15 protein-coding genes are annotated in these 23,130 nt (G+C 70.5%); 12 read left to right on the top strand and 3 right to left on the bottom strand.

What is annotated here, in order from left to right; all coding sequences use genetic code 11:
* Positions 1-10 precede the first annotated feature (10 nt).
* The 3 genes from pglX to AB0G84_RS13100 all read right to left on the bottom strand — a co-directional run bounded on the left by pglX (position 11) and on the right by AB0G84_RS13100 (position 10,531).
* A complete protein-coding gene (gene pglX / locus AB0G84_RS13110; RefSeq protein ID WP_361319189.1) occupies positions 11-3,760 on the bottom strand; it encodes a BREX-2 system adenine-specific DNA-methyltransferase PglX in 3,750 nt (1,249 codons plus the stop codon).
* A 61-nt stretch (positions 3,761-3,821) separates the two neighbouring features.
* Entirely contained in the window at positions 3,822-8,519 is a 4,698-nt protein-coding gene (gene pglW, locus AB0G84_RS13105; RefSeq protein WP_361319187.1) for a BREX system serine/threonine kinase PglW, read from the bottom strand.
* 797 nt (positions 8,520-9,316) lie between these two features.
* A complete protein-coding gene (locus AB0G84_RS13100) occupies positions 9,317-10,531 on the bottom strand; it encodes an ATP-dependent carboxylate-amine ligase (protein ID WP_361319185.1) in 1,215 nt (404 codons plus the stop codon).
* A 227-nt stretch (positions 10,532-10,758) separates the two neighbouring features.
* On the opposite strand from AB0G84_RS13100, the gene AB0G84_RS13095 reads away from it, so the two are divergent.
* The 12 genes from AB0G84_RS13095 (at position 10,759) to AB0G84_RS13040 (ending at position 22,979) form a co-directional block, all read left to right on the top strand.
* The gene (locus tag AB0G84_RS13095) at positions 10,759-11,430 is read left to right on the top strand and encodes an ATP-binding protein (protein WP_361319183.1); all 672 of its coding nucleotides are present in this window, start codon (positions 10,759-10,761) and stop codon (positions 11,428-11,430) included.
* On the top strand, positions 11,427-12,125 hold the full coding sequence (locus AB0G84_RS13090) for a response regulator (protein WP_361319181.1): 699 nt from the start codon (positions 11,427-11,429) through the stop codon (positions 12,123-12,125). Before AB0G84_RS13095 ends, AB0G84_RS13090 begins: the two co-directional genes overlap by 4 nt.
* 234 nt (positions 12,126-12,359) lie before the next feature.
* On the top strand, positions 12,360-13,739 hold the full coding sequence (locus tag AB0G84_RS13085; RefSeq protein WP_361319179.1) for an LLM class flavin-dependent oxidoreductase: 1,380 nt from the start codon (positions 12,360-12,362) through the stop codon (positions 13,737-13,739).
* Positions 13,740-13,748: 9 nt separating this feature from the next.
* Positions 13,749-14,918 carry a pyridoxal phosphate-dependent aminotransferase gene (locus AB0G84_RS13080; RefSeq protein WP_361319177.1) on the top strand — a complete coding sequence of 390 codons (1,170 nt, stop codon included), beginning with the start codon at positions 13,749-13,751 and terminating at the stop codon, positions 14,916-14,918.
* Positions 14,908-15,882 carry a 3-methyl-2-oxobutanoate hydroxymethyltransferase gene (locus AB0G84_RS13075; protein ID WP_361319175.1) on the top strand — a complete coding sequence of 325 codons (975 nt, stop codon included), beginning with the start codon at positions 14,908-14,910 and terminating at the stop codon, positions 15,880-15,882. Before AB0G84_RS13080 ends, AB0G84_RS13075 begins: the two co-directional genes overlap by 11 nt.
* Complete coding sequence (gene ectB / locus AB0G84_RS13070; protein ID WP_361319173.1) at positions 15,879-17,213, top strand: diaminobutyrate--2-oxoglutarate transaminase; 1,335 nt, start codon at positions 15,879-15,881, stop codon at positions 17,211-17,213. Before AB0G84_RS13075 ends, ectB begins: the two co-directional genes overlap by 4 nt.
* Positions 17,210-18,190: a diiron oxygenase gene (locus tag AB0G84_RS13065; protein ID WP_361319171.1), complete on the top strand. Its 981-nt coding sequence runs from the start codon at positions 17,210-17,212 to the stop codon at positions 18,188-18,190. The genes ectB and AB0G84_RS13065 overlap by 4 nt, the downstream gene beginning before the upstream one ends.
* A 1-nt stretch (position 18,191) precedes the next feature.
* Complete coding sequence (locus AB0G84_RS13060) at positions 18,192-19,439, top strand: MFS transporter (protein ID WP_361319169.1); 1,248 nt, start codon at positions 18,192-18,194, stop codon at positions 19,437-19,439.
* A complete protein-coding gene (locus AB0G84_RS13055; RefSeq protein ID WP_361319167.1) occupies positions 19,432-20,172 on the top strand; it encodes a TSUP family transporter in 741 nt (246 codons plus the stop codon). Before AB0G84_RS13060 ends, AB0G84_RS13055 begins: the two co-directional genes overlap by 8 nt.
* A gap of 112 nt (positions 20,173-20,284) precedes the next feature.
* The gene (locus AB0G84_RS13050) at positions 20,285-21,157 is read left to right on the top strand and encodes an NAD(P)-dependent oxidoreductase (RefSeq protein WP_361319165.1); all 873 of its coding nucleotides are present in this window, start codon (positions 20,285-20,287) and stop codon (positions 21,155-21,157) included.
* Positions 21,154-22,437, top strand: coding sequence for an ATP-grasp domain-containing protein (locus AB0G84_RS13045; RefSeq protein WP_361319163.1), 1,284 nt, complete (start codon positions 21,154-21,156; stop codon positions 22,435-22,437). The genes AB0G84_RS13050 and AB0G84_RS13045 overlap by 4 nt, the downstream gene beginning before the upstream one ends.
* Positions 22,434-22,979, top strand: a complete 546-nt coding sequence (locus AB0G84_RS13040; protein ID WP_361319161.1) for a flavin reductase family protein — start codon at positions 22,434-22,436, stop codon at positions 22,977-22,979. The genes AB0G84_RS13045 and AB0G84_RS13040 overlap by 4 nt, the downstream gene beginning before the upstream one ends.
* The last annotated feature ends 151 nt before the right edge of the window (positions 22,980-23,130 follow it).

Raw genomic sequence — 23,130 nt, 5'->3', positions numbered from 1 at the left:
CTCGCCCTGCTCAGTCGGACTCTGTGTCGCTGGTGACGGCATCGATGACGGTGTCCGTGCCGGATATCTGAACGGCGGTCTTCGCGCCGGTGCGCTGCCGCGGCACGGCAGCCTTTTTCGCGCCGCGTCCGCGGGCGGCGGCGGCCGGGCGCCAGGCTCGCAGCGCATCGTCAGTCAGCCCAAGCTCGCCCTGCTTCTGCTGCCGGAACGCCAGGATCTCGGCGGCCGGCGACGCACCGAACTCCGGGTCGTACTCGCCGTACCACTGCTCCAGCCACGGCTGCAGCTCCAGCAGACCGGCCAGGTACGGCACGAGGTCGTCGTCGCCGAGCCCGGCCTGCTGGACGTACGAGGCGAGCGCCAGGGCCTGCTCCAGGTGGTCCCAGCCGGCCCATCCGTAAAGCTCCGGCGACTGCGCGTTGACCGTGCCGTACGAGACGAAGCGCTCCTTGGGCACGTCGAGCTTGCCGCGCGCACGCCAGAAGCTCGGCTTCAGGAAGTCGGCGGAGGTGTACTTGGGCGGAACGGGCGTCCGCTGACGGATCCTTCGCTTGGCGGGCTCGTCAGGCGCGGCGTCCTCCTCGCGCTGGAGGTCCCAGACGTGCTCCCAGTCGGCGCGCTTCTTCAGCCCGGCCGGCTTGTAGCGCAGCGCGGACACGAACGGCACGTGCTCCTCGGATAGCAGCTCCCGTACGGTCTTCGCGAGGTCTTGCCGGGGTGCGTACAGCTCGGCGACGGACGTGAAGTCCTCGTCGGCGGAAAGGCTTTCGGCGAGGCGGGCGAGGGCGGTGACGGTGGGGTTGCCGCTGGCGTCGAACCAGTACGCGCGGTCCTCGACCCGGTCGAGCAGCCAGGACTTGAGGGCCTTCTGCCGCATCGCGTCCCAGCCCTCGGTGGCCCAGCGGCGTTTGTACTCGGGGCGCTCCACCATGCCGATGGCGCGGTTCGACTCGATGGCGTCGATGCGCTTCTGCACGAGGTCGCGGTAGGCGTCGGGCCAGTGTGTGGGAATCTCCGTGAGGGGGGTGGACCCGTGGCGCTTGAACCACTCGCCGCTTGCTTCCCCCGCCTCGACCCGCCGCGCGAGCACGATCTCGAAGGCTCGTTCACCTAAGGCGAGTTCGGGTATGGCGGTGACGTCGGGCAGGCGTAGGTCCTCGGCGTGCAGGTTGTAGAGGGAGTAGACCTGCCAGTCCAACTCCTCCTGGAGGGCGATCATGCGGGCGCGGGTGGACTGGTAGGAGCCCCGGGCTGCGCGGAGGGCTGACGCGGTGGGGACGGCCTTGGTGGCGAGGGTGGCGGGGGCCGTTGCGGAGACCTGCTGGGCAAGGGCGTCGAGCTCCGTGGCTAGGACGGTGGGATATTCGACGGGGAGCGGAAATTCTTCCAGGTTGGTTCCAGTGAACTCGTAGCGCTCCTCCCAGGCTTCGCTTTGAATCCCGCGCCCAAGGCCACTGCCTCCCTTAGCCTGGCTCACCATCTTCAGCCAGAAACTGGCCGTGGAGCTATTGAGCAGCCCGAGCAGCCGCACGTACTCCTCCTCTGATGCCCCCTCTCGCAGCATGACAACTGGAGCGGTTCGGATGAATCCATCACGATCACGCCGCAGGGCGAAGCTGCTATGAGTCGCAACAAATGGGAATGCGATCAGAAATTTTGACCAGTAGCGCTTCGGGTTAAAGCTAGAGTACTCGAACCATTCGAGCCCTTGTTCTTCCTGTGAGCCGGAGAGAGCACGGCGAAGCCGCAACAGGACGCGATTGGGCCACAGAATCCATTTGACTTCCTCTGGAATCTCAGCCTTGCGACTATCGTCCCGGTAGGGGAAGACTGTGCCGACGCCGTCATTCTTCTGCCAATCGCGAACCGATCCACCACCGTGAAAGGTTCGAATGTTTTCGTCAGGGACCCGAAGTCTGCGCGCAGCCTCCGTGCCCAACATGTATGCGTCATCTTCGCGGGTAACTGCATTGAACCCGATGCTCTGACAGATTTGCGACAAAGTCGCGGTGCCCGCCTGGCTGATGGCTTCGTTCATTTCGAGGCCGCCATCGGTCAGGATCCATGGCTGTCGGTTGAAGTAGCGGGTGCGTGTTAGGTCACCCACTGACACCCACCGACTTATGGTGTCAGGGTGGTCGATCTGTTTGACGATCGCCCGCCAAACCCACCCCTCCTCCGCCTTCTCTGGCGCAGTAGGCTCGCCCTGCACGCTCCGCACCGTCCGGATCGTCGCCTGTCGTTTGGATCCCTTCTCTGGTCGTCCCACGAGGATTACCGTCGGTGTCCCGTGCCCCGGGATGTACGCCCCCGACGTGTCGATAACCTCGGTGAGTTCGACCTTATGGGCGAAGTACTCCTCGATGAGCTTCGTACCGAACTCCCGCTTCATAAAGGAGTTCGCGGTGATTTGGCCGACCATGCCATAGCCGTTTCCGTCGGCCCCGCCCTGCTTGGCCAGCTCAAAGAACCGCTGGGCGAAGGGAACGGACAGCGCGTACGTGCCCGCGCAGGCGTCGTACAGCTGCCGGTACAGCTTGTTGAGCTTCTTGTCCTTGACCGTGATGTACGGCGGGTTGCCCACCACCACGTGGTATCGCCCCTGGGCTAGGATCCCGGGGTACTTGTGCACGTCCTCCGTCGCGTACGAGAACTGAGCTAGCGGGTCACCGGCCGCACTGGTCTGCTCCTCAAGCCCGAGCCCCAGCTGCAGCTCCAACTGCCGGTCCTTGATAAGCGAGTCGCCCACCGCGAGCTGGATCGGCCACTCGTAACGCCGCGCATCCTCGAAGGTCCGCATGCCGCTCGCGGCCATCGCCGCGACCAGGAGTCGGAAGCGGGCCACCGCGACCGCGAACGGGTTGAGGTCCACACCGTGTACCGACTCGAGCGCCGCCCGCACTCGCTCGAATGAGCCCACCTCGGGCCGCTGCTCGGCCCACATGCGCACCAGGCGCCGGAACGCGCCGAGTACGAAGTGTCCGGAGCCGCAGGTCGGGTCGATCATCTTCAGCTTTTCGAAGCCGAACTCCCGTACCGCAGGGGTCATTGTTCGGTCGAGGATGAACTCCTCCACGAACTCCGGTGTCTGCAGCAGCGCGTACGTCTTGCGTGCCGCCTCGCTGAGGTCCTGGTACAGGTCGCCCAGGAAGCGGGTGTCCCAGCCCTCGGTGCCGTCCTCGCTCAGCGGGTCGGTGAAGTCGTGCGCGAGGATCGGGCCGCCGCCCCCACTCCGGCCGTCCCCGTTGCCCTGACCCTCGCCAGCCCGCTGTTCCCGCCAGAACGCGAGTAACGCGCCCGCCCCGTCGTGTGAGAGCGGGATCTGGTAGAGCGGGTTGTGGTCGCGGTCGAAGAGCAGCCGCCCGGCCTGCCCGGCGCCTAACTCGGCGAACGCGGTCTCCAGCCATCCTCGGTACGTCGGGTCGGCGTCCTTCTCCAGGTACTCCTCGTACCGCGCCTGGGCGGTCTCCCGGCCGGCCACGTCGGGGGAGGTGATGTACGGCTCGGCGATCAGCCGGTTGTCTTCGCTGAAGCGGACGAAGACCGTGCCGAGTACCCAGGCCACCGCGACCTGCGTGATCCGCTCGCCGAGCCAGGCGTTCCACGTCGCCGCCGTACGGCCCAGCTTCCGGGCCTGGTCGTACTCGCCGCGCAGCCGCGTCCCGACCTCGGGGACGGCTTTGACCTGCTGTTCCAGGTCGCTCTCTGCCGCCTTGACCTGCTTTTGCAGATCGGCGAGGAGGCTCTTGCGGTCGATCACGAACGGCTCCTGTGGAGAGTAGGAGAGGACGGAAAGAGATGAGGTGAGAGGGGGAAGCGGGTCAGGCGTCCGGCGCGACGTGTCTACGCGCTACCCAGGCATCCGGTACGACGACCCACTCGTCGAACCCCGCCTGGTACGGCACGTTCTGCCCGGCCAGCCGCGGTGCCCGTGCCGGGTCGGACTGCGCCACGAGCAGCCACAGCGGGCTGCCGCCCTGCCGTGCCTCCTCCGCGAGCCGCCCGAGTAGGTCGAGCGCGTCGTACCGGGCGAGAACCGCGGTGTCGGTGAGGAGCAGCGGGCCGGGCTCCTCCGCCAGCCGCTCCCGCAGCCGCGGTTCGATGCGCCCCCACGCCTTGTCGGTGCGGATGCGCAACTGCTGGTGTGCCCGGCTGCCCGGTTCGGCGGCGTCCGCCTTGAGGATGGTCTCCCAGGTCGGGCGGGCCGCCTCGCTGACCACGCCGCGTAGTTCAGCCACGAAGAGTCCGGTCAGCGACACCGGCCGCGCCCCGTACGGCTTGCCGGCCAGCCACCGCACCGCGGCCTCGGCGCGCCGCTGGGGCACGGTCAGGACTCGGAAGCCGTCCTGCTGTGCCGAGTGCGCGAGGCGCTGCTCGGCTTTGACGGCGGCGGCGACGGCCGCGTCCGCGTCGTACTGGGTGGGGGCGGAGCGGCGCGCCGCCGATGCGCCCCAACTCCCGGAGGTCAGACCGGCGGTGGCGTCTCCGGCCGGGCGTTCCGGAATGAGCCGGAGCACCTTGTCGTAGCGGGTGGCCAGCTTCAGCTCGAAGCCGGCCTGCTTCAGGTCGCGGACCAGGGCGCTGCCTGTAGGCAGTTCGCGTGGTGCGAGAGGATCGGTGCCCAGGTCGGGGAAGCGGGTGGCGACCCGCTTGTGCAGGGCGTCCACCGTCAGGCCCGGCTGCCGCTCCTCTTCGACGCCCGGCTGCACGGCGACCACACCGGCCTGGGTGATCCGCAGCGCGCGCACCAGGTGCAGGTCGCGCGGGTAGATCTCCAGACGTGGGGTGAGGGCCGCCCGGGTGGAGGCTGCGACTGCGATCTCGGCGGTGCGCCGTTCGTCCCAGCCCAGGCTGCCAGGCGGCCGGCGCACCGCGTCCAGCTCGGTGAGGACCGTGCTCGCCGTCGGCAGGGACTCAAGCGCCGCTAGCCGGTCCGCCCGCGCGCCCAGGCTCAGGGCGTACTCCTGCAAGGCGGGCAGCGTCGGGGTGTCCGGGCCGTCCACGTCTTCCCGGACGTCCAGAGCGAGCAGGCCGAGCACCGGATCGGTGCCCTTGGGCATCCGGGCGTGGAAGTAGCGGAAGAGTGGCGGGGACTCGTTGTCTTCGTTGTAACTCTCGCGTTCCACCACCGCACGCAGTAGCGAGACGGCGAGTGCACGCCGGTCGCGCCGCTCCACGTGCTGCGTGCCACGCCGGGCTATCAGTGCATCCGCGAGCTCGATCACCGGGGCCACCCGGCCGCGCTCGGTGAGGAGCTCCACCACCTGCTCACGCAGCAGCTCCAGGGCAGCGTCCTCGTGCCAGCGCTCGCGCGCTTTCTTCACGATGTGCGGGATACGGCCCGCGGTCAGACCTACCGCATCGGCGACATCCCGCTGCCGGACCCACGCCAGGCCCTCGGGCAGCTTGCCCGCCTCGTCGGGCAGCCTCAGCAACAGCCGGACCACCTCACGCTCCTTGGCGTTGGAGCGGGCGTTACCACCAGACGGCCTCGGCACCAGGCGGGAGGCGAGCGCATCCAGGCTCAGGCCGCGGAGCACCTGCGGGTCGGTGACGTCCGCGCCGGCCGCAGCGACCGACTCCGCTACCGTCCGTTCCAGGTCGGAGAGCTCCTGACCCGCTGCCTTGCGGGCCTCCGCGCTGAGCGGCGTAGGGGCTGCCTTGCCCAGGCGTGTGTTCCACTCCTTCTGCCGGCGCTGGATCTCCTCCCGGGTACGCGAACCCATGCCCGGCGCGGTCAGGAACTTCCTCGCCGAGTACTCCAGGACGTCCCCGACGGTGTTCAGTTCCATCGCAAACAGCTGCGACTGCGCTGAGACCGTCAGACCGGCCACCGACAGTGGCGTTTTCCGGTCGGCACGCTCGGCCTGCTGGTCGCGGACCTGCTCGGCGGAGACGTCGTCGTCCTCCCGCCCGATCCGCGGCTCCGTAGCCGACTGGGCGACCGCGTCTGTGCCGCCCTTCGCGCCGCGCCCCGACTTCTCACCGTGACCGGTGCTCGGCGCCGTCGTCTGCTGTGCGTCCAGGAAGATGCGCTGCCAGGCGCGCTCCATCGGCTTCAGGTCCGGGAAACGGTCCTTCACGTCCCGAGCCAGCGCCTTACGGAAGAACTCCAACAGGCCGTCGTGAACGGCCGGTTCGAAGGCGTCGGATGCGAGGTGTGGGTACGGCCACTCCTTCGCGTCCGTCTGCCGGGCCGTGACCGAGCCGTCGCCCCAGCGTGGCAGCTCGTTCGAGGCCATCTCATACAGAGTGACGGCCAGCGCGTACCGCTCGGCATGCCCGTCGTACGAGCCGCGCGTAATGATCCCCACGAACGGGTCGAGGTAGCCCTCGGTACCCGCCTCGACCTCCTTCGCCGGATACCCGGCGAGCGAGAAGTCGATCAGCACCAGCTGCCGGGTGCCGTTGGGACGGATTCGGATCGCGATGTTGTCCGGCTTCAGGTCCCGGTGCCAGATCCCCTCTGCCTCCAGGTGCTCCACCGCGCCGATTAGGCACTTCCCGTAGGCCTCCAACTGGTCCATGCCCAGGCGGCCGTTGTCCCGCAGCTGGCGGGCGACGGTGTCCTCACGGCGGCGTGGCCCCTTCCCCGCGCCCCCGTCCCGCTCCTTCAACTCCCGGCTGTCGCCCACGTACTCCAGGACCAGGACCCGGCGTCCGGCCAGTGTGAGCGGCTCCCGCTCGTACAGCGCGATGATGCTGGAATCCCGGTGGATACGGCCCAGGACCTCCGCCTCCCGATCCAGGACCGCGTGCTTGGCCTCACTCAGCGCGACCTTCAACACCGCGACCGGCAGGGCGCCGCTCCGGCGCGGCTCGCCCTCCAAGTCCCGTACCAGGAACGCCCGGGAGGTCGAGCCCGTACCGAGTCGGCGCACGACCTCCCAGCGCCTGGCCAGCACATCCCCGGCCACCGCCTCCAGCGGATCCTTCTCCGGCCCGGACCGCTCCTCGCCCGTGCTTGTGGCCGAACCACCATCCCCGCTCGCGTCGGCAGAACCGCCCCCGCCGACCGAGGCCTCCTCGACGAACGCCTGCTCGACGTACTCCAGCATCTCCAGGAAATCGTCGACCGTGGACAGACGCCGGCCCGGTTCGTACGCGGTGGATGCCTCCACCAGATCGTCGACGTCAGGATGGAGACCGTCGACCAGCGCGCTCGGACGCAGACTCTCGCCGGCCTCCAGGCGCGCCATGACCTCGTTCTGGCTCGCACCGGGCGCCTGCCCGGTGACTAGCAGATAGGTGAGCACGCCGAGCCCGTACACATCGAGGCGCACCGGATCGGCCTTCGGAATCCTTATCTCCGGCGCCAGATACGGATCAGCCTGCTCCGAGAGATGGAACCCCGACACATGGGTCGGTGCCAGGGTCAGCGGCCGGCCGCCGCTGGCGCTTTGGCCGGTGGCTATCTGCCAGTCCGCGATCTGCGGCCACGGCCGCAGCCAGCGCTTTTCTTCGCCGAGTTCTCGCTCGCGCGGGCCACGGTCGCGCGGAATCACATGCACCGCGTGCGCCGACAGCGTGCGGTGGTGAACTCGCCGAGAATGCGCGGAACGCACCGTCTCGGCAAGCTGCCGCACCAGCGCGAGGCGCCCCTTCAGGTCCAGACGCTCCCCGTGCTGGACCAGGTAGTCGTCCAGGCGCAGCGTCTCCGGGTGGTAGTCGAAGAGGATCGTGGGCCCGGCCGGATGCCCCGACGGAAGATAGTTTTTCAGCTGCACCGCGCCTGGATGCCGAAACCGACTGAGGACCGAGGCCTCGCGGGCGGCGGCCCGCTCCACCGAACGCCGCTCGTCGTCGGATGCGCCACGTTCACTGAGGAAGACCCGTACCCGCGCCAGATCGTGCAGTTGGGAGTGGCGGCCCAGATAGTCTGCCCAGGTTGGCCCGGAGTCGAACGCCTTCGCCTCCAGGAGGTAGGAACCCACCTCGTAATGGCGGCGGATGGGCGCAATACCGAGCTTCTTCAGAGCCGCGTCGACATGGCGGGACGTCTCGGCCGTGGTCCGGTGGCGGGCATCTCCCGGCGGCTCGGCCAGCATCTCCACTAATCGCTTGACCGTGAATACGCCATTCATGTCGGCGGCCGGAAGATTCACCCGAAGCTTGTCGTCGGTGAAGCAGACCGCCTCACCCACCCAGATCCTCGGTCGGCCCCCGGGGCGGCCGGAAACCTCGTTGATCAGGCCCGACAGCTCCTTGGCCTTTCGGTTCGACAGGTGCAGCGGATTGCTGTGCCGACGGCTGGTCCCACCGGGTGTGGTCTGTACCCAGTCGTTGCCGCCGCCGCTCACTGATCCGTGCCAGTCTTTCAGCTCGACCAGGAACACCCCGGCCGGCGCTACCACCAGAAGATCGCTCTCACGGACATGCCCGCTGTTCGCGGTGAACGTGAAGTTTGACCAGGCGCGCCACGGCTCCTCGTCCGGGAGCCGCCTGCGGATCGCCTCGAGACCGCGGCGCTCGTGCTCGTACTCGGACTCGGTGACCGTCGTCCACCGGCCTTCCAGCATGCGGCTCCCCGTGTGTGGTGCTTGTGTTGCGTGCGTACCTGCCGCATCTCTGTCGGCGCGTTCGGGAAGCCTGGCTGTACCCCCGCCTAAATCCTAAAGGGTGGAACTGGCAACGAGAGGAGGGATGTTCGCTTCGGCCGAGAACCTGGAGGCCAGAGCCGGATGTGGTGGACCGGGGCGGTGTGCACCGTGAACGGATTCGGTCAGGCAGGCCAGGGCGAGTTCAGCAGCGGTGGCGCTGAGGGACGCAGACTTGGTCGAGCTCGCCGAGATCGCGGCAGCCAACCTTATCGGTGGGATCGTGGCCAACACTTCCGGTATGGGGCGAGGCCGCAGGCGGCCGAAGGTGTCGTCAGGGCGCTCGGTGCGCCTTCGCTCAGTGACCGTCACTACTGTTGCCGGGCATGGCTTCGACGGCACGGGCTGTTGAGCCGCACGCGGAGCGGTTGAATGCACACCTGAGTGTCGGCCCTGCCTGCCGTGACGCTCATTTGACACTCCTGCTAGCTGGACTTCGCGCGCTGGGCTGAAAACCCGTCTGACCTGCTGTTCCTCTCGACGCAAGCCCAGCGGGCCATACGCAGCTCCTCAGGGACCTTCACACCCTCAGGGACCTTCGCGGAGACAACCTTGCCGCTGCCCGGCGCTGCAGGCTGCGGAGCCGAGGAAGGGAAGGTGTAGGGCCAGGGCGCCGGTGTGCGTGAGCGGGTAGGTGGGGATCGTGAGCGGCCGCCCGTTGTCGGGCGGCGTCCTGAAGCGTCAGGTGTTGTGCGGCCCGAAGAGGGTTGGGTCTGCGGTCAGTTGAGGGGCGGGTGGTCGTCCTCGTCGTGGTGTCCGGTCCACCGCACCCCCGCGGCGTACCACTGGGCGAGTTCCTGGGCGCGCTGCTCGACCTCCTGGTCGTCGGCGCCGGTCAGGACGTAAGCCGCCAGGTAGTGCGCGGACTTCACGCCCCCCTGGTACGCCGTGCCCACCGTACCCCGCAGGCGTTCCTCCACCACGAAGGGCGGGGGGTCCTCGGGCAGGGCCGCGAGTGTGGCCCGTTCGGGATAGAAGACGACCCAGCCCGCGCTCTGTCCGGGCGCGACGCCGTGAATCCTGGCATCGGTCAGGGTGTGGGGGGCGACCTGGGCCCGGAACCACTGCTCGTCGAGGTTGAAGCCGGTGGCGGCGTGGATGGCGGGGGCGGTCAGCGCGCCGCCGGTCCTGCTACCGATCTCGCACAGTACGAGGCGGTCGTCGGGCGTGTGGAAGACCTCCAGGTGGAAGGTGGCGCACTCGGGGGTGGGCAGCGCGTCGAGGACCTTTCGCGCATAGCCGATGAGCCGGTCCGTCAGCGGGTGGTCGCGGGTGAGCTGCGCCGAGCCCAGGTATATGCCGTCGTGGAAGGACAGGCAGTCGTTGAGGTAGCGCGAGACGAAGGTGGCCACTGGTGCGCCGGCCGCCACCAGCCCGTCGACCACATACATCTGCCCCTCCACGAACCGCTCGACCTCGGCGTGTTCGGGCAGGCCTTCGGCGAGGAGTCGGGCCAGGTCCGCGGGGCCGCGGAGCACCTGGGTGCCGGTGGAACCGGAACCGAGGGCCGGTTTCACCACCACGGGGTAGCCGTGCTCGCGGACGAAGCCGAAGAGGTCGAAGGCCACGCGTACCGGGGCGAACTCCGGTACTTCGAGGCCGCTTTGGCGCACCAGGGTCTTCATATGGACCTTGTCGCGGAACGCGAGGGTGCTGGCGTAGTCCTGGCCCGGCACGCCGAGCAGCTCCCGCAGCCGCGCCGCGCGCAGCAAGTCGCCCTCCATGCGGGCGATCACCGCGCTGGGCGGCGTGCGCTCGGCGAGGTCGAGGGCCGTCCGCTCCTCGCCGCCGCCCTGGCGGTAGTCGGGGAAGGAGACGGCGTCCGGAACGTGACTGTACTGCGGGAATTTGGCCGCGGAGACCAGGAGGTGTGGCCGTACGCCCGTATCAGCCGCCCACTTGTCGTACGGAGTGTCCGCATAGTCGCTGTCCACGAAAGCCAGAACACACCGTTCTGCTCCAGAGCTCACCAGCACCTCCCAGGACTCCTGAAGAGCACGCACCGGCTGCGTGCGGCACCAAGGCTAGGGGCGTGAGCCCAGGTCAGGACCGTCTTGGCGGATACCTCGGCTTTACCTCGGAAAGATTGTTCTGCTCATTCTGACCGTGTAGGAAGAGCAGGGACCGACGATCTTGATCTTCCGCATGCACTGGGGGGAAGTTGAAGGGCCAACGAATTCTCGCCGCAACGCCATCGGCTCGTGACCACGAACTGGCGAATGACCCGCACACCCTCGCGGGCCTGCTGGACCTGGAAAGGTACGGACGGGCCCGGCAGTTCGTCGCGGAGCTCTCCGGCGATCCCGCACCGGAGCGAGGCCACGCGCCGGAGTCACACCCGCCGCAGGAGCGGGAGTCCGAGCCGCTCCTCCAAGGCCTCCTCGCCGGTAAGCGGGCGGCGGCAGCCGAGCGGGGCGTCACGCTCCGGCTCGCCGACAGGCCGCCACCGTCCCGCGCTGCCGTCGCTTCGCGCGACCTGGTGACGGTGCTCGGCAATCTCATCGACAACGCTGTCGACGCGGCGGCCGGGCACCCGCCGGCGAAGCCCTTAGCCGAGGTCGGCAGGTGGGCGGAGCCCCGTGCCACGGTGCTGAGCGTCGCCGACAACGGGCCGGGGGTGCCCACCGCCCGGCGAGCGGCGGTGTTCCGCGAGGGCTGCTCGACGAAGAAGGCGCCGCCGGATCACGGTCGGGGGGTCGGCCGCAGGCTCGTCCACGGCGTCGCCCGACGCTACGGCGGCTCGGTCCGGCTGGCCGAACGGCCGGGTGGTGGTGCGGTGTTCACGGTCCGGCTGCCTCGGAATCCGCCCGTGGCGACGGGAGCGGCATCGTGATCGACGTGCTGGTCGTGGACGACGACTTCTACGTCGCCGATGTCAACTCCCGCTATGTGTCCCGCATTCCAGGATTCCGCGTCGTGGGCCGGGCCCACACGGCCGCCGAGGCGCTGCTGGCCGTCGAACGCGGCGGTGTCGATCTGATCCTGCTCGACCACTACCTTCCCGACGAGGACGGGCTGCAGCTGGTGCGCAGGCTCCGTCGGCTCGGCCACGAGACCGACGTCATCATGGTCTCGGCGGCCCACGGTGCGGAGCAGGTGAGCTCGGCGCTGCGCAACGGTGTCCTGCAGTACCTGGTCAAACCGTTCGGTTTCGCGGCGCTGCGGGCCAAGTTAACGTCCTACGCGCAGATGCGTGACCGCCTCGACCGCTTAGACTCCCTGGGCCAGGGCGAGGTGGACGAGATCTTCGGCACGCTCCACGCACCGGTCCAGACGGAAGCGCCGCCCAAGGGGTACGCGGCGGCGACCACCGAGCACATCCGCGACGTGCTGCTCCGGGCCGGCAAGGCGCTGTCCGCGCAGGAGGTGGCCGACCTCACCGGGGTGAGCCGCTCCACCGCGCAGCGCTACCTCAAGCACCTGCAGGAACGTGGCAGCGTCCAACTCGCCCTGAAATACGGGGGCGCCGGCCGCCCCGAGCACCACTACGAGTCCGCGCACGGCGCCTCCCGCACGCGCCCCCGCTGAGCGCACACCACGAGGGCGCCCCCGGCGTCACCAGGCCCCACACCCCGAAGGGTGCGGGGCCTGCGCCGTTCCGCCGGTGTCATCGGGAGGTAATCGCGCGGTCATCAAAAGAAGCAGAAGGAGCTTTCCGCAGTAAAGCCACAGTGCACGCAGAACCGTGTCCCCGCTCGGCTCCTGATCTAGTGTCCGTCGTGATCCAAAGCTCCTCACCTGCAAGGACACCGGAGACCTGCCATGGGCGTGACACGCCGTACGCTCCGTCTTGGAGCCTTTCTCCTGGCCCCCGGCTACCACGTCGCCTCCTGGCGGCACCCCACGGCCCGCGCGAACGGCGGCCTGGACTTCGCTCACTACCGCGAGCTCCTGCACACCGCCGAGCGCGGCAAGTTTGACATGTTCTTCGTCGCCGACGGGGTGGGCATCCGCACCCCGTACCGCAACGCCGACGAGCTGAGCCGATGGGGCCGCTTCCTCCAGTTCGACCCGCTGACGCTGCTGTCCGCCCTCGCCGTGCACACCACGCACATCGGTCTTGCGGCGACCGCGTCGACGACGTACAACGAACCGTTCCACATCGCACGGAAGTTCGCCTCGATCGACCACCTCAGCGCCGGCCGGGCCGCCTGGAACATCGTCACCTCGGTGACGGACGCCGAGGCGAAGAACTTCAACCGCGACTCCCAGCCCGACCACGCATCGCGCTACCACCGGGCCAGGGAGTTCATGGAGGTCGTCACCGGCCTGTGGGACAGCTGGGACGACGACGCGTTCGGGTACGACAAGGAGTCCGGGCGCTACTTCGACCCCGACGGACTGCACGTCCTCGACCACAAGGGCGAGCACTTCTCGGTGCGCGGTCCGCTCAACGTGGCGCGCCCGCCCCAGGGTTACCCCGTGCTCGTCCAGGCGGGCGCCTCCGCGGACGGCCAGGACTTCGCCGCCCGCTGGGCGGAGGTGGTGTTCACCGCCGCCCAGACCCTGGACGAGGGCCAGACGTTCTACCGCGGCATCAAGAAGCAGGCCGCCTCCTACGGGCGCGACGCCGACCAGATGAAGGTGATGCCCGGTCTCTTCCCGGTGATCGGCCGCACCCGCGCCGAGGCCGAGGACAAGTACGCGGTACTGCAGGAACTGGTCGACCCGGTGGTCGGGTTGGGGCTGCTCACCCAGCTCCTCGGCGACATCGACATCTCGGGCTTCCCGCTCGACGAGCCGCTGCCCGAACTGCCGTCCACCCAGGGCAGCACCAGCCGCCAGCAGCTCGTCTACGACAAGGCGCGCCGCGAGGGGCTGACGGTCCGGGAGCTGTACCAGTCCCTGACCGGGGGCCGCGGGCACCGCATCGTCATCGGCACCCCCCAGGACGTCGCCGACCTCATGGAGGAGTGGTTCACCGGGGAGGCCGCCGACGGCTTCAACGTGATGCCGCCCGTGCTCCCCGAGGGCCTGGACGACTTCGTCGACCTCGTGGTGCCCGAGCTCCAGCGCCGGGGCCTGTTCCGTACCGAGTACGAGAGCACCACCCTGCGCGGAAACCTCGGCATCGACCGGCCCGCCCGGGGCGCCGCAGCCGAACTCCCGCTCAGCACGGGCCCGTTCCAAGTCCAGGAGTGAGCACCCCCCATGCCGTCGTTTGCTAGAACCCTCAGCGAGATACCGCCCTCCCCGCTGGTGGCCGTCGACCGGCTGCTGCGCTCCGGCGCGCACACCGAACCGGTGCCGTTGCAGCAGGGCAAGACCGTCTTCGAGCCCTGCGTGCGGCCGGGCACCTGGGAGCGCGCGGAGTTCGGGATCGCGGCCCATGAGCACGCGCCGCCCGCCGGAGTCCCCGCGCTGCGCTCGGCGTTCGCCGAGGCGGCGAGCCGACGCCGGGGCACCCCCGTCGCCCCCGAGCAGGTCCTGGTGACGAGCGGCGCCACCCATGCCATCGCGGTGACCCTGCACGCCATCCTGGGTGCGGGCGACGAGGTCCTCATCCTGTCCCCGCAATGGCTGTTCGCGACCGGCCTGGTGTGGGCGGCCGGCGGGACGCCGCGCGAGGTGCCGGTCTTCCTGGAGCTCAGCGAGGACCCCGACTTCGACTTCATCGCCGCGATTGAGCGGGCCGTGGGGCCGCGCACCCGGGCGATCTACTTCAACAACCCCAACAATCCGACGGGCTTCCGCCTGGACGAGCGTGCCCTGGGCGCGCTCGCCGAGCTCGCCGCACGGCACGACCTGTGGCTGATCGCCGACAACGCGTACGAGAACTACGACTTCAGCGACGGCGGCTTCCTCGACATGGCGACCGTCCCCGGCGCGGCGGAGCGCACCTTCTCGGTGTACAGCTGTAGCAAGACGTACGCGATGCCCGGCGCCCGCGTGGGCCACCTGATCTCGCCGCCCGGCGCGGAGGAGGTCCTCACCAAGTGGTCGCTGCACACGCTGTACTCGGTCTCCACGGCCGCGCAGTACGCCGCGTTCCGGGCGCTCGCCACACCCGCCGACGAGCTCGCGCGGCGCCGGGCGGCGGCCGAGCGCGCATGGCGCCGCGCCGACGCCGCCCTGGAGATCCCGCACACCCGCATCAAGGGCGGGCTCTACACCTTCCTCGACCTGAGCCGGTACGGCGACGGCGCGGAGTTCGTGCGTCGCTGCGCCGAGGCCGGCGTGGGACTCGCACCGGGCCGGGTGTTCGGCGCGCACTGCGACGGCTGGGCCCGGCTCTGCTTCACCGCGGCACCCGAAGAGGTCGTCACGGACGCCATCGGCCGTATCAACAAGATCTACTGGGAGGGCGGCCGTGACCGTTGACACCACCGTGGCCAGGCCGGCGGCGGCTGCCGCGCTGGCTCCGTATCTGCACCGCTACGACAGCCCGGCACAACTCGGACTCAAGATCAACGCGTATCGGGGCTACGAGGTGGAGGGCCTCGCCGAGGCGCTGCGGGTGCCGGACCTGCACGACGCCCCCGTCGAATGCGTGATGGTCGGTGACTCGTACTTCATGACACACCTGGGCCGCAGCGGCACCACGCTGACCGGCGACGCCGAGCAGGAGTGGGGCCTCGCCACCCTCACCGGCCTGGTGGCCGAGGTGCGCAAGGCCATGGACGCCGAATTCCCGGCTGCCAGGCGGCCGTTCCTGCTCGCCGACCTGCCGGACGGGGCGACCCGTAGCCCCGCCACGGCCCGGGCCGCCGCCGACCGGTTCGTCGCGGCCGGCGCGGACGCCGTCAAGATCGAGGTGGCGGGCGAGGGCGAGTTCGACTGCATCGAGGCGGTGGCCGCGACCGGCACGCCCACCCTGGCGCACCTCGGCTACACCCCGCAGAGCGGCGGCTTGGCCCGGCACGGCGACGCCCTGGACGGCGCGCTCGCGCTCTTCGCGCAGGCCCGCAGGGCCCGGGCCGCGGGCGGCTGCGGGCTGATCGTCGAGATGGTCAGCGAGGCCGTGAACCAGGCGCTGAGCCGGCCGCACCCCGAAGGCCTCCCGCTGTACTCGGTGTTCAGCGGCCGAGCCCGCTGGGGCGGCCAGAGCCTCAACCTGTGGGACGCCGTCGTACGCCCCGTCCCGGGCGGCCGCTACTTCCCGCCGACCCCGGTGATCGACGCGGCCGAGGTGGAAGAGCGGTACACCCCGGAGCTGATCGCCGACCGCATGCGCCAACTGCTGCGGCTCAGCGTCGCCGGCTGGTTCCCGCTCTCCCCGCGCACCGCCCTGACCCCCCGTGAGACGGCCGAGATCACCGGCATCGACCCTTGGAGTGCCTCATGACCACCGCCGAACCGGTCACCGCAGGGCCGGCGACCCCCGGATCGGACACGGCCGTCTTCGACGAGCTCGAATCGGCCGTACGCACCTACTGCCGGCGCTTCCCCGCCGTCTTCACGCGGGCGGCGGGACACCGCATGTGGGACGCGGAAGGCCGCGAGTACATCGACTTCCTATCGGGCGCCGGTGCGCTGAACTACGGCCACAACCCGCCCGAGGTGCGCGCCGCCCTCATCGAGTACCTGCAGGCCGACGGGCCGGTCCACGGCCTCGACCTGCACACCGGCGCCAAGGCCGCGTTCCTGCACCGCTTCCGCGAGGTGGTGCTCGCGCCGCGCGGGCTCGACCACCGGGTGCAGTTCACCGGGCCGACCGGCACCAACGCCGTCGAGGCGGCGTTCAAGACGGCCCGCCGGGTCACCGGACGCACCGACATCATCGCCTTCACCGGCGGCTTCCACGGCCTCTCGCTCGGCGCGCTCGCCGCGTCCGCCACCTCGTTCAAGCGCGGGGCGGCCGGGGTGCCGCTCGGTCACGTCACGCGGATGCCGTACGAGGGCTACGCGGGCGAAGGCGTCGACACCATCGACTACCTCACCCGCCTGCTCGACGACCCGGGCAGCGGCATCGACCTGCCCGCGGCCTTCGTGGTCGAGACCGTGCAGGGCGAGGGCGGCCTGGCGGCGGCGAGCGCGCCGTGGCTGCGCAGGCTCGCCGAGGTGGCGCGCGAGCGGGGCATCCTGCTGATCGTCGACGACATCCAGGCAGGATGCGGGCGCACCGGCACCTTCTTCAGCTTCGAAGAGGCGGGCATCGTCCCCGACCTGATCTGCCTGTCCAAGTCCATCAGCGGCTTCGGCCTGCCGATGGCCCTCGTCCTGGTCCGCCCCGAGCTCGACCAGCTGGGCCCCGGCGAGCACAGCGGCACCTTCCGCGGCAACAACCTGGCCTTCGTCACCGCCACGGCCTGCCTGGACCGCTGGGCGGATCCGGAGTTCGCCGCCCAGGTGCGGCGCAACGCCGCAGCCCTGGAGGACCGACTCACCGAACTGGCCGCCACGTTCGCGGACCTCGGCTGCACCGTGCTGGGCCGCGGCCTGATCCGCGGGCTCGGCTTCACCGACCCGACGCTCGCGGACCGGGTGTCCCGGGCCGCCTTCACGCGCGGGCTCCTGGTGGAGACGTCCGGCGCCCGCGGCCAGGTCCTCAAGATCATGCCGCCGATCGTGGCGGACGCCGAAGAGCTGGCGCCCGGCCTCGCCCTCCTCTCCGACTCCATCGCGTCGGCCGCACTAGACGCACAAGACCGCGCATCCGAAGGGGACCCGAGTTGAGCATCGCCGAGCACGAGCAGACCATCGACAGCGACCACGAGGACGGGCACGCGCACGGCATCGACGAGAGCGTGCTGCGCCGGATCGCCGACTCCTGGCCGCGGCGCGCCACGATCCGCACCGATCTGGACCAGATATCGGAGCCGGAGGAGTACGACGAGGAGCTGCCGGACTACCCGGAGCGGCTGCTGCCGTTCGCCGAGCACCCGCTGTACCTCGCGGCCACGCCCGAGCAGCGCCAGAAGGTCCTCACCATGGCCTGGCTGGTCTACAACGAGCGGGTCATCGCGGCCGAGGAGCACGTCGCCAACCCGACCTTCGCCATGATCATGCACGGCGCCTTCCCCGGTGCCGACAGCGTCCAGCTCAAGCGCGCCGTCCAGCAGACGCACGTGGACGAGGTCTGGCACACGTACATGCACATGATCGCGATGCAGCGCACCCGCGAGGTCCGGCAGGTCACCGGCGAGCCCGCCTACCCGCACACGGTCACCTACCGCCGGCTCCTCGAGGCCGACGCGAAGGTGTCGGAGCGCTGGGAGCGGGACCTGTTGAAGCTGGTGTGGACGACCGTCTCGGAGATCAGCGTCAACGCCTATCTGGAACTGCTCTCCCGCGACAAGACCGTCCAGCCGCTGCACGCCCTGGTGCCCCGGCTGCACGCCCGCGACGAGTCCGCGCACTCCTCCGTCATGGTCGAGGTCGCCAAGGCGCTGTACGTGCACATGAACGCCGAACAGCGCCGCACCTTCGTCGACTCGCTGCCCAAGGCGCTGCACGCCTTCGTGGAGCAGGACTTCGCGGTGTGGCCCGGCATCCTGCGGGCGGCCGGGTTTGAGCAGGCCGACGAGATCGTCGAGGACTGCCGCCGCCAGGCCGGCACCGGCCTGCTGGTGCGCGACTTCTCCGGGGTACGGCGCATCGTGCGCGAGATGGAGCTCGAGGACCAGGTCGACTTCGACTTCGGGGCCGAGTGACGTGAAGCTCACCGCGGGCGGCCGCAGGCTCGCCGCCGCAGCCCTCGTCCAGTCGCTCGGCATCGGCCTGTTCATGGCGAGCTCCATGGCGTACTTCACCCGGCAAGTGGACCTCTCGGCGAACCAGGTGGCCTCCGGGCTCGCCCTCGCCGGTGTCGTGGCCCTGGGGGTCTCGCTGCTCGGTGGGGTCCTCGCCGACCGGTACGGGGCGCGGCGGGTACTCGCCGCGGTGTATCTGGGGCGGGGGGTGTGCTGTGTGGCGTACGTCTTCGTCACGGACTTCTGGCAGTTCATGGCGGTGACGCTGTGCGCGGTGGCGTGCGACCGGGCGGCGCCTCCGGTGCTCCAGGCACTGGTCGCGGTGGCCGTGCCGGAGCGTCAGGAGCGCACCCGACTGCTCGCGGTGGTCAATGTCGTACGCAACTGTGGACTCGGCGTCGGCGCGATGGCGGCCGGAGTGGCGCTCGCCAGCGACACCCAGGCCGCCTACCGGGTCACGCTGGTCGCCATCGGGCTCGCCTTCCTCGGCGGTGCGGTGCTCGTGCTGCGGGTGCCCGAGCTGGCCGCGTCGGCGGCCGAGGCTGCGCCGGCGTCCGAGACCGCCCCAGAGGGCGCGGCGGAACGGCCGGTCAAGGGCCGGGTGTTGCCCGACGCGCGCTATCTGACGCTGACCGGGCTCAACTTCCTGCTGTTCTTCTTCGACACGATGCTGCTGGTCGCGATGCCCGTGTGGATCCTGGAGCACACGGATGCCCCGCGGGCCACGGTGTCCGTGCTGTTCGCGCTGAACACCGTGCTCGTCGTGGTGCTGCAGATCCCGGTCAGCAAGCTGGCGACCGGCCAGCGGCGCACCACCCGGATGCTGACGTGGACGGGCGCTGTGCTCGCGGTGAGCAGTCTGTGCTTCGCCGCGTCCGGCTCCGTCGCGGGCGGGCCCGCGGTGGCGTGGCTGGCCGCCGCCGTGGTGACGCTGTCCCTGGCCGAGGTGATCGCCAACTCCGCGGTGTGGGACCTGTCCATCGCCCTGGCCCCCGAGGAGCAGCGCGGACGCTATCTGTCCGTCTTCAATCTGAGCGTGGCCGGACAGCGGGTCCTCGGCCCCGTGATGGTCACCGGTCTGCTGCTCGGCTCGGGTTCGCTCGGCTGGTGGGTGGCCGCGGCGGTGCTCGTGGTGGCGGGCGTCGCGGCCGAGCGGGTCGCCCGCGCGGCTGGGGAGCGGATGCGCGAAGGGGTGCCCGTCGATGCCTGAACTGTCCGTCCTGGTCTTCGCGTCCGTCGCGGTGTTCCTCGGCGCGCTGGTCCAGGGCAGCCTGGGAGTGGGGCTCGCCCTGGTGTCGGCGCCGGTGGTGCAGATCGCCGCGCCGAGTCTCATGCCGGGGTCACTGCTCCTGGTCGCCGCCGTCCTGGCCGCGCTCGGGGCGGTCCGGGAGATCTCCCACACCGACTGGTACGGCGTCTCCTGGGCGATGGCCGGGCGGATCGTGGGCACGGTGGCAGCCTCGTACGTGATCCTCGTGGTCTCGGTGCCGACGCTCGACCTGCTCTCGGCGGGCATCACCCTGGGCGTCGTCTCGCTGCTCGCCTTCGACCCGGCCAGGCTGCCCAGGAACCGGGGCACGCTGCTCGCCTCCGGCGCCGTGGCGGGCCTCACCGGGACGACGTCGTCCATCGGCGGGCCGTTCATCGCGCTCGTCTACCACCGGGAGCCCGGGCCCACGGTCCGCGGCACCCTCAGCGTCTTCTACACGGCAGGGACGCTGCTCTCGCTCGGCTCCCTCACCGTCGTAGGCCGCCTGCCCGCCGAGCAACTCGCCTTCGGTGCCATGCTGTTGCCCGCGGTGGTGGCCGGATTCGCGCTGTCGGGGCCGGTCCGGCGGCGGGTGGACGGCGGCGGCCGGATGCGCGGCGCGGTGCTCGTCCTCGCGGTCGTCGCGGCGCTCGTCCTCCTCGTCAGGGGGCTGGCCGCCCTCGTCACGGGATGAGAGCGGCGCTACGCCACGAGCGCACCGGAACGGCATGAGCGCACCGGAACGGCATGAGCGCGTCCGCTGGGACGCGCGAGCAACAAGTACCGAGAAAGGAACGGATCGGATCATGCGGGTGGGATTTGCCGGACTGGGGTCCATGGGCGGAGGGATGTGCCGTCGCCTCGCGGAGCGCGGGTTCGACGTGGTCGCATACGACGCCGATCCGAGCGTCGCCGCGGCGGCCGGTGAGCACCCGGGCGTGCGCACGGCGGAGGGCGTCGCGGACCTGGCCGCGCCGGTGGTGGTCACCATGCTCCCCGACGGAGCGGCAGTGCGGCAGGTGGCCGAGGAGCTGCTCCCGCACCTCGCCGCGGGCTCCCTGATCGTCGACACGGGCTCCTCGGCGCCCGAGGACACGCTGGACCTCGGCCGCGCGGCCGCCGCGCACGAGGTGTCCGTGGTGGACGCGCCGGTCTCCGGCTCCCCGGCCGCCGCGCGCGCGGGTGAGCTGACGCTGATGGCCGCGGGCGAACCCGAGCACGTGGCACTAGCGGAGCAGGTACTCGGCGCGCTCGGCAAGGTGTACCGGGTGGGCCCCGCGGGCGCGGGCCACGCGCTGAAGGCGCTCAACAACCTGCTCTCCGCGGTCAATCTCGCCGCGGTCGCCGAAGTCATGCTCGCCGGGCGGGCGTTCGGCCTGGAACCCGCGGCGATGCTGGAGGTGATCAACGCGTCCACCGGCCGCAACCACGCCTCGCAGACCAAGCTCCCCGACCATGTGCTGCCCGGTACCTTCGACTCGGGCTTCGCGCTGCGCCTGATGCTCAAGGACATCCGCATCGGCACGTCGCTGCTCGACTCCGCGGGCGGCCCCGCCGCCTTCGGGCACGCCTGCCAGGAGCTGTGGGAGAAGGCGCACGACGAACTGCCAGCGGGCGCCGACAACGTCGAGGTCGTGCGCTGGCTGGAGAACGCATCGGGACGGGAGCTGCGCGCATGACGCACGAAAACGCACCGCGGATCGCGGTCATCGGCGGCCAGGTCGCCGCACTGAAGAAGGCACGGAAGGCCGGCTTCGACATCGTCTGGCTGCACGGCCCGCATGAACTCGACCCGTCGGGGCTGGAGTTGGTGGCCGAGGCCCACCTCACGGACTACCGCGACCCGCAGGCGGTCGCCGATCTCCTCGCCGCCGTGCACCGGCACCGGCCGCTGGTCCGGGTCGTCTCGATCATCGAAGACGGCCTGGAGTCGGCGGCGGCCGCGACGACGGCGCTCGGCCTGCCGGGCACCGGCCTCGACACCGTCCGCCTGCTGCAGGACAAGCTGGCCTTCCGGGAGCTGCTCGCCGAGCGGGGCATCGAAGGGGTCGCCGCCCGCCTGGGGCACGACGAGGCCGACATCCGCGCCTTCGTCGCCGAGTACGGGCCCGCGGTGATCAAGCCCAGGTACGGATCCGGCAGCCTCGGTGTGCGGCTGGTACCGGGCCCCGACGCGGTGCCGGACGTCGCGGCCTGGGCAGCGGAGTTCGGGCTGCATACCTTCGTGATGGAGCAGTATCTGCAGGGCCCCGAGTTCAGCGTGGAGGCGTTCAGCTTCGCGGGCGAGCACGTGGTCGTCGCGTACACGGCCAAGGAGAAGCTGGACTCGTTCGTCGAGGTCGGGCACGTACAGCCGGCGGGCCTCGACGCGGACGCCACGGCCCGGATCGATGCGCTGGTCACCAGGATGCTGGACGCCGTCGGAGTCAAGGACGGCCCCTCGCACACCGAGGTGATCCTCACCCCCGACGGCCCCCGCCTGGTGGAGTCCCACAACCGGCGCGGCGGCGACCGGATCACCGACCTGGCCCACGAGGTGTACGGGACGGACATCGACGCGCTGGGCTTCCTCTGGTACGCGGACCGTACCGCGCCCATAACGCCAGGCCCGGCCAGGGGCGGCGGCGCCATCCGTTTCCTGACCGCCGAGCCGGGCATCGTCGAGTCCGTCACCGGAGCCGACGAGGTGCGCGCCGATCCGCGGGTGGTGGCCCTGCAGCTCTCCGTCGCGCCCGGTGACACGGTGGCCCCCATCGCCTGGTCGTACGACCGGTCCGGGCTGCTCATCGTCCGTGGCGAGTCGGCCGACGAAGCGCGTGCCCTCGCCCACGAACTGGCCGCCCGGATCACCATCAAGACCCGACCCGACACGGCGTCGGGCACACCGCGCTCCATCGCGGCCGTGGCCCCCCGCCCCGAACGGCTGATCGGGACCACGCCCTCAGGGACGGGCTCGTGACCACCGCGGCGCCCACGGTCGGCGCCCGGCAGCTGCGCACCGCACTGCGGGGGCACGCCTCCGGCGTCGCGGTGCTCACCGCGGCCACGCCCTCCGGCCCCGCCGGGGTGACGATCACCTCGTTCACCTCGGTGAGCGCCGAACCGGCGCTGGTCTCCTTCGCGCTCGCCGAGACGTCCTCGACCTGGGCCAGGATCAAGGGCTGCCAGAGGTTCGGGATCCAGCTGCTCGGCGCCGCCCAGCGCGATCTGGCCGAGCGGTTCGCGGCCGTCGGCGTCGACCGGTTCGCGCCGCCCACCCGCTGGCACACCGGCCCGCACGGGGTGCCGCTGCTCGACGACTGTGCCGCATGGCTGGTCGGCACGCGGCACCACCAACTCAAGCTCGGTGATCACGAGTTGATCGTCTGCCTCGTGGAGCACGTACGGATCGGTTCCCCAGGGGCCAGCCTGGTCCATCTGCACGGAGCCCTGCACGCCACCCCGAGCGCGCCGCCCCCGGCCCCAGGGAGTCCAGAGAGTGCAGAGAGTGTAGAGAGGTGACCCCCTATAGGCAGGCCCTCTCCCGGTAGGCGGACACGTCCCAGCGACGAACGACGCCCCACCAGTGGGGGTTCGCGGCCTGAACCGATCAGTTACGCATCCGCCACGCACGGCTCGGTGCCGTTCCCGGTGCCTCCCGCTCCCCGGGGCG

This window comes from Streptomyces sp. NPDC020742 (genome assembly GCF_040641675.1).
Taxonomy (GTDB): Bacteria; Actinomycetota; Actinomycetes; order Streptomycetales; family Streptomycetaceae; genus Streptomyces.
The sequence above is the reverse complement of the archived record's forward strand: the minus strand, read 5'-3'. Positions and strand labels throughout refer to the sequence as shown.